Source organism: Terrimonas rubra, assembly GCF_042686025.1.
Taxonomy (GTDB): Bacteria; Bacteroidota; Bacteroidia; order Chitinophagales; family Chitinophagaceae; genus Terrimonas; species Terrimonas rubra.
Window position 1 is genome coordinate 1918680 of sequence record NZ_JBHUOZ010000003.1, and the last position, 11871, is coordinate 1930550.

The 11871-nt window shown below is 43.6% G+C and carries 9 protein-coding genes and 1 tRNA gene; 4 read left to right on the top strand and 6 right to left on the bottom strand.

Annotated features, from left to right (window positions below):
• The first annotated feature begins 80 nt into the window (after positions 1-80).
• Entirely contained in the window at positions 81-956 is an 876-nt protein-coding gene (sucD, locus tag ACFS6H_RS17330; RefSeq protein WP_386101906.1) for a succinate--CoA ligase subunit alpha, read from the top strand.
• 69 nt (positions 957-1025) lie between these two features.
• Here sucD and ACFS6H_RS17335 read toward each other — a convergent pair whose 3' ends face one another.
• The 3 genes from ACFS6H_RS17335 to cphA form a co-directional block, all read right to left on the bottom strand.
• A complete protein-coding gene (locus ACFS6H_RS17335; RefSeq protein ID WP_386101909.1) occupies positions 1026-2366 on the bottom strand; it encodes an FAD-binding protein in 1341 nt (446 codons plus the stop codon).
• 262 nt (positions 2367-2628) lie between these two features.
• A tRNA-Gln gene (locus tag ACFS6H_RS17340) sits at positions 2629-2699 on the bottom strand.
• Positions 2700-2828: 129 nt separating this feature from the next.
• A complete protein-coding gene (gene cphA / locus ACFS6H_RS17345) occupies positions 2829-5474 on the bottom strand; it encodes a cyanophycin synthetase (RefSeq protein WP_386101912.1) in 2646 nt (881 codons plus the stop codon).
• A gap of 421 nt (positions 5475-5895) precedes the next feature.
• Here cphA and ACFS6H_RS17350 point away from each other — a divergent pair, with 421 nt between their 5' ends.
• Positions 5896-6561: a Crp/Fnr family transcriptional regulator gene (locus ACFS6H_RS17350; protein ID WP_386101915.1), complete on the top strand. Its 666-nt coding sequence runs from the start codon at positions 5896-5898 to the stop codon at positions 6559-6561.
• A gap of 5 nt (positions 6562-6566) precedes the next feature.
• Here ACFS6H_RS17350 and ACFS6H_RS17355 read toward each other — a convergent pair whose 3' ends face one another.
• Entirely contained in the window at positions 6567-7676 is a 1110-nt protein-coding gene (locus ACFS6H_RS17355) for a TolB family protein (protein WP_386101918.1), read from the bottom strand.
• Between the two features lie 165 nt (positions 7677-7841).
• Here ACFS6H_RS17355 and ACFS6H_RS17360 point away from each other — a divergent pair, with 165 nt between their 5' ends.
• Positions 7842-8849, top strand: coding sequence for a tetratricopeptide repeat protein (locus ACFS6H_RS17360; protein ID WP_386101921.1), 1008 nt, complete (start codon positions 7842-7844; stop codon positions 8847-8849).
• A gap of 232 nt (positions 8850-9081) precedes the next feature.
• Positions 9082-9729: a ribulose-phosphate 3-epimerase gene (gene rpe / locus ACFS6H_RS17365; protein WP_386101924.1), complete on the top strand. Its 648-nt coding sequence runs from the start codon at positions 9082-9084 to the stop codon at positions 9727-9729.
• Positions 9730-9906: 177 nt separating this feature from the next.
• On the opposite strand, the gene ACFS6H_RS17370 is transcribed toward rpe, so the two are convergent.
• Entirely contained in the window at positions 9907-11097 is a 1191-nt protein-coding gene (locus ACFS6H_RS17370) for a serine hydrolase domain-containing protein (protein ID WP_386101927.1), read from the bottom strand.
• A gap of 111 nt (positions 11098-11208) precedes the next feature.
• Positions 11209-11853 (bottom strand): MgtC/SapB family protein, encoded by a 645-nt coding sequence (locus ACFS6H_RS17375; protein WP_386101930.1) that lies wholly within the window; start codon positions 11851-11853, stop codon positions 11209-11211.
• Positions 11854-11871: the final 18 nt, after the last annotated feature.

The following is an 11871-nucleotide window of genomic DNA, read 5'->3' on the forward strand; positions in this document are numbered from 1 at the left end:
AATTGTGTACAGCCCAAATTGTCTAATTGCTCATTTACCCTTAATTTTGCACCACTTTTTCACCCAAAATACATATCTACATGAGTGTTCTTGTCAATAAAAATTCAAAAGTTATCGTACAAGGCTTTACCGGTACCGAAGGTACTTTCCATGCTACTCAAATGATTGAGTACGGCACACAGGTTGTTGGTGGCGTTACCCCCGGTAAAGGTGGTGGAACACATTTGGACCGTCCTATTTTTAACACCGTAGCAGATGCTGTTGCAAAAGTTGGTGCCAATGTAAGTATCATTTTTGTACCGCCTGCATTTGCTGCCGATGCTATTATGGAAGCGGCTGAAGCGGGTATTGAATTAGTGGTTTGTATCACTGAGGGCATTCCTGTTCAGGATATGGTAAAAGTTAAAAATTATTTACAGGGTAAAACAACCCGTTTAATAGGCCCTAACTGCCCTGGCGTTATTACTGCCGGTGAGTGTAAAGTGGGTATCATGCCGGGCTTTGTATTTAAACAGGGCCGTATCGGTATTGTATCAAAATCAGGTACACTTACTTACGAAGCAGCCGACCAGGTAGCCAAAGCCGGTTTAGGTATTTCTACCGCTATTGGTATTGGTGGTGACCCTATCATTGGTACTCCTACCAAAGAAGCAGTTGAATTATTAATGAACGATCCTGAAACCGATGCCATCGTAATGATCGGTGAGATCGGTGGTGGTATGGAAGCAGAAGCAGCTAACTGGATCAAAGCTGATGGCAACCGTAAGCCGGTTGTAGGCTTTATTGCCGGTCAAACTGCCCCTCCCGGCCGTCGTATGGGTCATGCCGGTGCGATTGTAGGTGGCGCTGATGACACCGCAGAAGCAAAAATGAAGATCATGAGCGAATGCGGTATTCATGTGGTAAAAAGCCCTGCTGACATTGGTAAAAAAATGGCAGAAGTGTTAGGAAAATAAATTAAAAAGAAACCCCTCAAACGAGGGGTTCTTTTTTGGCAATACTGCCAGTTATTTGTGTAATACTTATCAGCTTAATTGCAGTCTCCTGCCAATATCCGAGGTAAATTTATTCTCAGGATCATATTTTTGTTTAATGGCCAGCCATTCTGTAAACTGCGGGTACATCTGCTGAAACATGGCCGGCTCCAGCATGGCATCTTTACCCAGGTATAAACGGCCACCCGCATCCAGCACTACTTTATCCAGTTTTTCGGTAAAGGCTTTTAAGCCTTTGGTTACCGGGAAATCAATAGCCAGGGTATAACCGGCAAAAGGAAAGGATAATATCCCCTGCCCCTGCCCCATTTTTTTAAACACGTTCAGAAAAGGTGTACAACCACTTTTAGCGATCATCTCCATAATGGTCCGCAGGGTTTGCTCACCACCCGCTTCGGGTATAACAAACTGGTATTGTATAAACCCCCTTTTACCATAACCACGGTTCCAGTGATGAATAGCATCCAAAGGGAAGAAGAATTTTTCGTAATGGATAAACTCTTTGGGAGAGTTTTGTACAAAACCAATGACCTTGTTTAGTATCCGGACCGTAAAATTGTTCAACACAAAACCCGGCAAAAAGAACGGCACCTGTAGAACCGATTTTTTATGCAGCTGTAAAGGCTTTTGCTGCAAAGCCGGCGGCAGTTCGGCCAGGCTGGCGGCATTGCCCACCGTAAGTACACCACGACCTAATTGATCCCCTTTTGCCAGTGAATCTATCCAGGCAACGGAATAGTTGTAATGCGCATATTTTTCCAAAGCGGCCAGCATCTCATCCAGGTTTTTCACCTTTACCGATTGCTGCCGGAAATAAGTGGTCTCAATTTTACGTAACTGTAAAGTAGCAGTAAGTATAACCCCCAGTAAACCCAGGCCGCCAAAGTTGGCAATAAACAGGTCAGCATTTTCTGTACGTGATGCGGTCACAATTTCCCCGTTAGCCAGCAATATGGTGAAGGATAGTACACAGTTCATGAAAGAGCCGTCCACATGATGCGCTTTACCATGAATATCGTTTGCTATGGCCCCGCCAATAGTTACAAATTTTGTCCCCGGGCAGATCATCGGCAACCAGCCCTGGGGTGCGAACACCGTGATAATTTCCTCCAGGCTTACACCGGCCTCACATTGTAAAATACCCTGCTGTGCATCCCAATGTAAAAAGCGGTTCATTTTAGTAGCAATGCCTACCACATGGTTTTTATTGGTAGCCTGGTCGGCATAACTGCGGCCTAAACCCCTTGCAATAAAATTACCCTGCTGTACGGCCTGCTGCCACTCTTGTACTTCGGTAGGATGTATAGTGTAAGACGATGAAAACGGATAATTCCCCCAGCCTGCTAAAGTTTCTTGTTGCGTTAATGACATGATGGTTTGAAGGAAAGGTTGATTAGGGTTACAATAATGGAGCACAAAGTTAAGCGAATATCGCTATGGGTGTTAGTGTAATGAGGAATTATGCGTTATGAATTATGAATGAGGAATTATGAATGAGGAGCGAGGAATAGGTTTAAACTGCCGATCAGTGTTGCTGCAGCCGAAGTGTGCGACGCAACCACAGCCCCATCAGGGTAATGCAGCTGGTAACCAAAACAAAAAAGAGGTGTCAGAAAATCTGCACCTCTTTTTGTTGACCCATAAGGATTCGAACCTTAAATGACTGAACCAAAATCAGTAGTGTTACCATTACACCATGGGTCAATCCGTAACCAATTTTTCAATTGGAGTGCAAAAATAGGGGAAGCATCAATTCCTGCCAAAGGATTTTATAAATATTTATAAAAAAACTTCATCTTTTTTTGCATGGTGACCGGCTAAAGCGGGTTGATATTAAGCAGGTTGCGCAACAATGGGGCCCTCCTGCTCTTCCCTGTCTTTCAACTGTTTTATTTTGTCCAGGGCACCTGCTACCACATCACACATGATGGTATATAAAGCGCCCTGTTTGGGATTAGCATAAATATATTCCAGTGCCTCGTTTTCATTGGCAATAGTGATAACGGGCAGGTTTGGATTTACTTTTTCAATCCCTTCTTTCAGCAAACCGATGATCTCATCGGCAGTACGCCCCCTCAGGTTTTTATCACAACGGATAATGATCTCGTTAAAGTATTGTGCGGATATCTCGCCCAGTTCCCGGATATCTTCATCACGCCTGTCGCCTGTTCCGCTGATCACCCCAACATAGTGCGGGTAATCCAGTTTGTTGACAAACTCACACAATAATTTCAGACCATGCGGGTTATGGGCAAAGTCCGCCAGGATGGTATAGTTTTTAAAATGGAAAAAGTTGAGCCTACCTGGTGTAAGCGTTGAAGAAGGAATAAAGGAGATCAACGCCGAGCGGATATCCTCAATGGTAATATCACGGTACAAGTAGGATGACAGTACTGCCGGCAAACAGTTGGCAATATTATGCACCGCTTTACCTTCATAGGTAAGCGGGATATCTTTTACCGGTAATACCCTTATTTTCCAGGTACCTTTCATAATGGTGATATACCCGTTCTCAAAAACCGTGGCCAGCCCACCCTTTGCGCAATGTTTTTTAATGCGGGGGTTATTTTCATCCATACTGAACAGGGCAATATTACATTTCAACCCCTCTTTCATGGCATACACCAGGTCATCATCGGCATTTAATACGGCATAACCATGTGGGAATACCGTTTCAGGTACCACCGCTTTTACCTTGGCCATTTGCTCGAGTGTATTGATGCCTCCCAGGCCCATATGATCGGCTGCTACATTGGTTACTACGGCTACATCACAGTTTTGAAAAGCCAGGCCGGATTTTAATAAACCGCCGCGGGCACATTCCAATACGGCAAAATCAACGGTAGGATCTTTTAATACAAAGGTTGATGAAACAGGGCCGGTACAGTCGCCTTTCATCATCAGTTGGTTTTGAATGTATACGCCATCGCTGGTAGTATACCCTACTTTTTTATTAGCGCTCTTGGCTATATGCGCAATTAAACGGGTAGTGGTGGTTTTACCATTGGTACCTGTAACGGCAATAATGGGTATACGCCCGGCACTGCCGCGTGGGAATAACATATCCACCACAGGCTCGGCAACGTTGCGTGGTAAACCAACAGCCGGCTCAATATGCATACGGAAGCCGGGCGCCGCATTTACTTCCAGGATAGCGCCACCATTTTCCGCAACAGGTGTACGCAGGTCTTTGGCCATGATATCAATACCACAAATGTCCAGGCCAATGATCTTGGCGATACGTTCGCACATGAAGATATTAGCCGGGTGTACTTCATCCGTAACATCGGTGGAAGTTCCGCCGGTTGATAAGTTAGCGGTAGGTTTTAATAATACCAGTTCATCTTTTGCAGGAACAGTGTCTAAAGTGTAGTTTTTTTCATCCAGCATTTTCTGTGTAAACTGGTCAATAGTGATCTGGGTCAGCACTTTTTCATGACCAAAACCACGGCGCGGATCTTTATTGGTTTCGTCGATCAGCCATTGTATGGTATGCTCACCATCTCCGGTTACGGCAGCCGGTGTACGTAAAGCAGCGCAGACAAATTTGTAGTTAATGACCAGGCAGCGGAAATCGTACCCCGTAATAAACTTTTCTACAATCACACTACGGCCATATTGTTTAGCGGCTTCCAGCGCTTTGGTGGCCTGTTCCCAGGTGGTGATATTGGTAGTATTACCTTTACCATGATTGCCATCTATTGGTTTTATTACTAACGGATAACCATATTTTTCAACGGCTTCCTGTAAGCCGGCTTCAGTACGGATAACAGTACCCCGGGGTACCGGTATTTCGGCCGCTTCCAGCAATGATTTTGTTTCTTCTTTATCGCAGGCAATATCTACTGCTATATTACCCGTGGTGGAGGCAATGGTAGCACGGATGCGTTTCTGGTTAACGCCATACCCTAACTGCACCAGGCTTTGTTTGTTTAAACGGATATAAGGAATGCCGCGTTTTGCCGCTTCTTCCACAATACAACCGGTAGAGGGGCCTAAGCGTGTATCTTCTCTGATCTCCCGCATTTCCTGGATATCGGCTTCCAGGTCATAAGCTTCACCCGCAATTAATGCTTCGGCAATGCGGAAGGCGGCTTTAGCCGCATAATAACCGGCATCTTCTTCCATATAATCAAATACCACATGATAAATGCCTTCCTTTTCACCGGTGCTGCGGGTACGGCCAAAGCCGCAGTTCATGCCTGCCAGCGATTGGATCTCCAGGGCTATATGTTCGATCACATGTCCCATCCAGGTACCTTCATCCACACGGCTGAAGAACCCTCCCGGCACGCCTTCGCTGCAGCGATGTTCATATAAAGTGGGTAATAATGCTTCCAGCCTTTCCCTGAAGCCGGGAATTTTATTGGTAGGCTGCTGCTCCATCTCCTCCAGGTCAATTCTCATTTGTATCAACTTGGGACGACGCACACTCCAGTAATTCGGACCTCTTAAAATCTTAATCTCTAGTATTTTCATTGTTGCAGTAGTTAAGGTTTGGAAGTTAGTTTTTTTTGATCAGCCTGCCAATTTTGAACCATTAAATTGGTGAAAGAGTGATTGAAGATATACAGCAATCACTATGAACAAACCCCTGCATGATGATAAAAAACCGGAGGTGATGATACAGGTGCACAGCAAAATTTCTCTATTTATTAACAGCTTTCGGGATGTCTTTTTAAAAAAGTAAATCACAAAATCGATAACTTGTTATTACATATAAACCGATTGCAAAACAAATTCAAACGATTGCATAACTATTTGATTATATAAGCGTTGGAGTTGCATTTGACAATTGTCAAAAACCATATGTCATTTAATCAAATTAAAATTTATTTATATAATTTTCCACTTGATTAGTATAACAATCCCTCTGAACTGTCTAACCTATACACAATACATGGCTAACTTTTTTGTCAGAAACTTCAACCCGTCTGTAAGGCTCTCCACCATTCAGGAACAACCTATTGAAAATGGCCAAAAATATCTTACAGAATTATTTAAACATTATGGCGTAACAGATTCCAGGAAGATCGCCACCGCTATTTCTTATTTTAAACCGCGTATTTATAAAAGGAATACTTACTTCCTGCAGCAAAATGAGATAAGCACCAAGCTGGGTTTTATTATTTATGGTGCAGTGGAAGCTTTTTATGTGGAGGATGATGGCAAAAATAATATCGTGATGCTGTTGACCGAAGAGGATTTCTTTACCGACCTGCGCAGCTTTTTACACCAGCAACCTACTTCACTGAACATGAAGTTTACCGAAGACACCATTGCACTGGAAGTAAGCTACGAGGATTTCAGCAATTTTATCCAGACCAATCTTGATTTTTCCAGGGCTTTTATGAAGATCATGGTGAATGTAATTTCGGCCGTTAATGAGCATAACATGCTGTTGAAAATGCCCACCAAGAACAAATACGAGTACCTGCTTAAAATGAAACCCGAAGTATTTAACCGCTTTTTATTACAAAACGTGGCCTCTTTCCTGGGTGTAAAACAGGAAACGCTCAGCCGTATCCGTAGTAGTTACAAACGTAAACAGCCAAGCGTTTCCTGAATCATTTATTCCTGCCAATCGGCTACAAATACATTGGTATCGCGGGTTCCGCCGTTGTTACGGTTACTTGAGAAAGCAATCTTTTTTCCATCGGGGCTAAACATCGGAAAAGCATCAAAGCCTTTATCACGGCTTATCTTGGTAATGCCGGTACCATCTTCATTGATAGTGTACAGGTTAAAGGGAAAGCCGCGTTTGTACTCATGATTAGAGGCGAAAATAATGCGTTTACTGTCGGGCATAAAAGTAGGCGCCCAGTTAGCCTGTCCAAAGCTGGAAACCTGTTTGATACCTGATCCGTCGGCATTGGCCACAAATATTTCCATATTGGTAGGTGCTACCAGGCCCTGGGCCAATAGTTCTTTATACTCTTTTATTTCTGCATCTGTTTTAGGACGGGAAGCACGCCAGATCAGTTTTTTACCATCGGGGCTGAACCAGGCACCGCCATCATATCCTAAAGTATGGGTAATACGTTTTTCCTTACCGGTTTTCAGGTCCATGATATATAGTTCCAGGTCGCCATCCTTATCGCTGGTATAGATCATTTTTTTACCATCAGGACTTAATGTAGCTTCGGCATCATAGCCTTTTGAATGGGTTAATTGTTTAACGATCTTACCATTCAGGTCGGCCATAAAAATATCGTAGCTGCTATACAAGGGCCAGATATATTTGTTGCCATATTTGGCACGGTCAGGTACCGGCGGGCAGGCTGTATCGCCTAAATGGGTAGAGGCGTAAATAATATGTTTATTGTCCTTTGTAAAAAAGGCACAGGTAGTACGGCCTTTACCGCTACTCACCATTTTATACTCGAACTTTTCGCCGGCCTTCTGCGGTACTTTACCAATAAATATCTGGTCACAGGCAATACCATCTTTGGGACTGGTGCGCTGAAATACCAGGTATTTGCTGTCATAACTCCAGTAAGCCTCGGCATTATCGCCACCAAAAGTTAATTGTTGGATATTTTTGAAATGATGTTCTTCGGGATATAATACAGTATCATTAACAGCCACACCAGCTTGTTGCGGGGCATTGGAAACAGAACGGAAAGCAACAAAACTGATAGCAGCAGCCACTACGGCCAGTAGAAACAGACGTTTAAGCATAACAATGTGAATTTGTGGGCTGCAAAGTTAATTCCTCTGAAAACCAGTATTGTCACAATTTTGTCATGCCGGTTAAATTATGGGGTGGTTTTATAGGTAAAGCACTATATTTTTGCGGCTTAAAATGTTTCACCGCTTTAGGCGTTATAGTAACAATTACCTGATATGAAATTTTACAGCCCCCTATATTTACTGATCGGCTTCACCTGTATGTTTTTGCTGCCTGCCTGTAATAATAATGAAGCCGTTAGTCCTTACCAGGCCACTTTAGGTAACCCGCCTTATAAAGAGATCACGGACAGTATAAAAGATGACCCCGGGAATGTTGCCCTGTATGCCCGCCGGGGAGGCTTGTTAAATAAAAACGAATTACCCGAACTGGCTTTAAAGGATTTTAAAAAAGCATGGGAATTAAGCGGTGAAGAAAAGTATGCTTTGGCGGTGGGTAATTTAATGCTGGAGACAAACCCTGATTCCTCCATTCATTTTTTATTACAGGCCCGCCAAAAAATAAACAACAGTAAATTATTACCGCTTACGCTTGCTTATGCCTATGATGCAAAGGGCGATATTAATAATGCGCTGACCACGCTTGACAGCTTACTGAACAATTACCCACATGAACTGGAAGCCTTACTGCTGAAAAACGATCTGCTACAACGTAAACAGGATACTGCAGGCGCTATTGCTGTACTGGAGAAAGCCTATAGTCTGGCTCCGCAGAATAAGGAGATCATCAACATGTTGTCCTATCAATATGCCGAAACAAATAACAGTAAGGCGCTTACGCTGGCCGATATCTTAATTGGCCTGGATAAAGAAAAAACTTCCGCCAATCCCTATTACGTGAAAGGCCTGTATTATGTGAACCAGCAACAGAATGATAAAGCGCTGGCCTTATTTAACCAGGCCCTTACGGTAGATTATAATTACCTGAACGCCTATATTGAAAAAGGCAAGATATTGTTAGGCGCTAAAAAAAATGCCGAGGCTTTAAAAACCTTCCAACTGGCCAATACCATCTCCCCTTCTTTTCCCGATGCTTATTTCTGGATCGGCAAAACCTATGAAAGCAACGGCGATAAAGTACAGGCAAAAGATTATTACAACAAAGCTTACCAGTTAGATAAAACTTTTACAGAGGCTAAACAGGCGGCGGAAGCGGTGAAGTAGTTAGGAAGTAGGATTTAGGAATTAAGAATTATGAATTATGAATTATTTTGCGATTCCCTAACCTCTTGAACTTTTGAACCTTGAACTTCTTAAACTTTCTTAACCAATAACCATTAACATTGAACTGTTATGGGCCCTTGAACCTTTGAACGCTTGAACCTTGAACTTCTTGAACCTTCCAATGAACCATGAACTATTCCTCCAAAACCATTTACTTTGTAAATAAAAAAGCATGGCAATTGTAGCCCCTTCCCTTTTAGCAGCCAATTTTATTAACCTGCAGGCGGAATGTGATATGTTAAACAAAAGTGTAGCCGACTGGTATCACCTGGATGTGATGGACGGCCGTTTTGTACCTAATATCAGCTTTGGCCCCATGCTGATCGATTTTTTCCGGAAGGCAACCACCAAGGTTTGCGATGTGCATTTGATGATAGAGAACCCGGAGAATTATGCGGAAGCTTTCAGCAATGCAGGCGCCGACCATTTAACCGTACATATTGAAGCCTGCACTCATTTACACAGAAACCTGCAGCAGATAAAAAGCCTGGGTATGAAAGCCGGTGTGGCCATTAATCCCCATACACCCGTGTCCCTGTTAAACGATGTTTTACATGATATTGATATTGTATGCATCATGAGCGTGAACCCAGGTTTCGGCGGGCAGTCATTTATCCCTCACTCGCTTACAAAGATCAGGGACCTGCGTCAGCTGATAACTGACCGGAGCCTGCCAACCCTGATTGAAGTAGACGGTGGGGTAACCCTGGAAAATGCGGCACAGATAGTGGAAGCAGGTGCAGATGTGCTGGTAGCAGGAAGCTCAGTATTCAAATCCGTTGATCCCATTGCCACCATTGCTGCCTTGAGCAAACTTTAATATTCGGTATATACTAATAAACAAAAGCCGCTTTACAGCGGCTTTTGTTATACAGGATGGTTTAATGTGACTATATGTATGTGATGCATCTTAATGCTAAATAAAGTTACAGGTGTACAAGTGTGCGACGCAACAGTTGATGCCCAGGGTACTGCAGCCGGTAAACAAAAAATTTTATTAAAACTGGTCCAGGTTTTCCTGCCAGTTATGATTGCCATTTAAAAAGTTCAACATCAGGTTTTGCATAGCGCCGGCAAAAACATTTTCGCTGGCACCTGCCGGTGGCCTTGAATTAAATAACAAGGCAACGCACATACCATCGGTGTTATGTTTCATAAAACCAGTGCGGGTACCCGGTAAGCTGCCATAGTTAAACCAAAGGTTTTGTTCTTTCCAGATGGCAATACCCTGGGCATAGGTAGAAAAAGATGGCGGTGTTGTCATGGCCGTAACGGAGGCATTGTTTAAGATATCAGCACGCGTATTGAAGCCATCAATGGAAGTGATGAGTTTTAGTACATCGCTTGCCGAAGCGATCAGGCCACCATCGGCATCGCGCCGGGGAAACGCAATTACGTAAGGGTAAGAAGATTCCGTACCCTGCCCGTAGTATTTTACTTCATTTGTTTTTCTTTCTGCCAGTGTTTTAGCCGCTATATCCGTTTCAGTTGCGCCGGTGGCCGGCAACAGATCCTGTTTGATATAATTGATATACGATTTACCGGAGATTTTTTCAATCACCCTTCCGGCAATAAAAAAGCCCACATTGGAATAGTCATAAAAGGTGCCGGGTGCTTTGGGGTTGCTCCTGGTAGTTAATATCCAGTTCAATAATTGTGTATTGGTATAAGCAGCATTCTGATCAATGACATCACCACCGGTATTGGCGCCCCAGGAGCCCGTTGTATTTTGTAACAGGTCACGCACTTTTATATTACTAACATTGGTATTGTAAGTGCCGTTTCCATACTCCGTACCCAATATAGCGCCTGTGCCGAATACTTTTGTATCCAATGTTAGTTTGCCCTCCTGCACCAGTTTCATTATAGCGGCACCGGTATAGGTTTTAGACAGGCTGGCCAGCCGGAAACGGTGCCTGGTGGTTACGGCTTCATTGGCTTCCTTATCAGCAAAGCCATAACCCTTGGCATAGACCAGTTTACCGTTTTTTGAAATGGCCAGGCTGGCGCCGGGCATATTATAGGTGGTCATAAAGCTGGTGAGGGCATTATCCACGCTGGCAATATCTTTTTGTGTGGCGGGCGGACCCGGTTCACCAGGTCCTTGTGATTTTTTCTTAGAGCAGCTACTCAGGCCAATAAAAATAAAAAAGAGGAACAGGTAAGTTGCGGTTGAACGGGTAGTCATAAAGAGGCTTTTTACTTACATCGTAGCCCCGGTAAATTTGTCATCAAAAAACGTAAATAAAAAAACGAGGCGATTACCCCGTTTTTTATATTGTCCTGGTTAAACCAGTTATTACAGTGAAAATGATATGATGAGATCGTTTTCTATTAAATAATTCTCCAGCCGGCCAACGGCATGTGTCGCAATAATGATCTCGGCTGAAACGATGAGCTGGTGTTCTTTCATTTCAATCCTGCGCTCCTCCAACAGAATACCCTGTTGTTTAATATCCCGGTAGATATGTTGTTTTATCTGTCTGTCGGCCTTATTAATAACAAAACTGATGATACGTGTTTGTTTTTTGGTTTTGAATACCTTGTTTAAGAAAGGACTTAAATACACGATCAACAGGGAGGCTGCCATAAAAGTTGCAGCCAGGTAAAACTCGCCAAAGCCAATGGAAGTGCCAACCGCAGCTGCCAGCCAGATAATGCCTGCGGTGGTGAGTCCGGAAACATTGACCGCATCCTTGAAAATTACGCCGGCGCCGATAAAACCGATACCGCTTACAATATAGGAGGCGATCCGGGTAGGTTCGTTCTCACCACCAATACGATAAGAAAGAATGGCGAATAAGGCCGATCCCAGGCAAATGACCGTAATGGTCTTTAACCCGGCCGACTTATCCTTTAACTCTCTTTCCAGGCCCAGTATAATGCCCGCAGCTAACGCAAACAGGGCTTTATACACATCCCATATCTCCCATTGATCGGCCATATTCTATATTTTATCTTT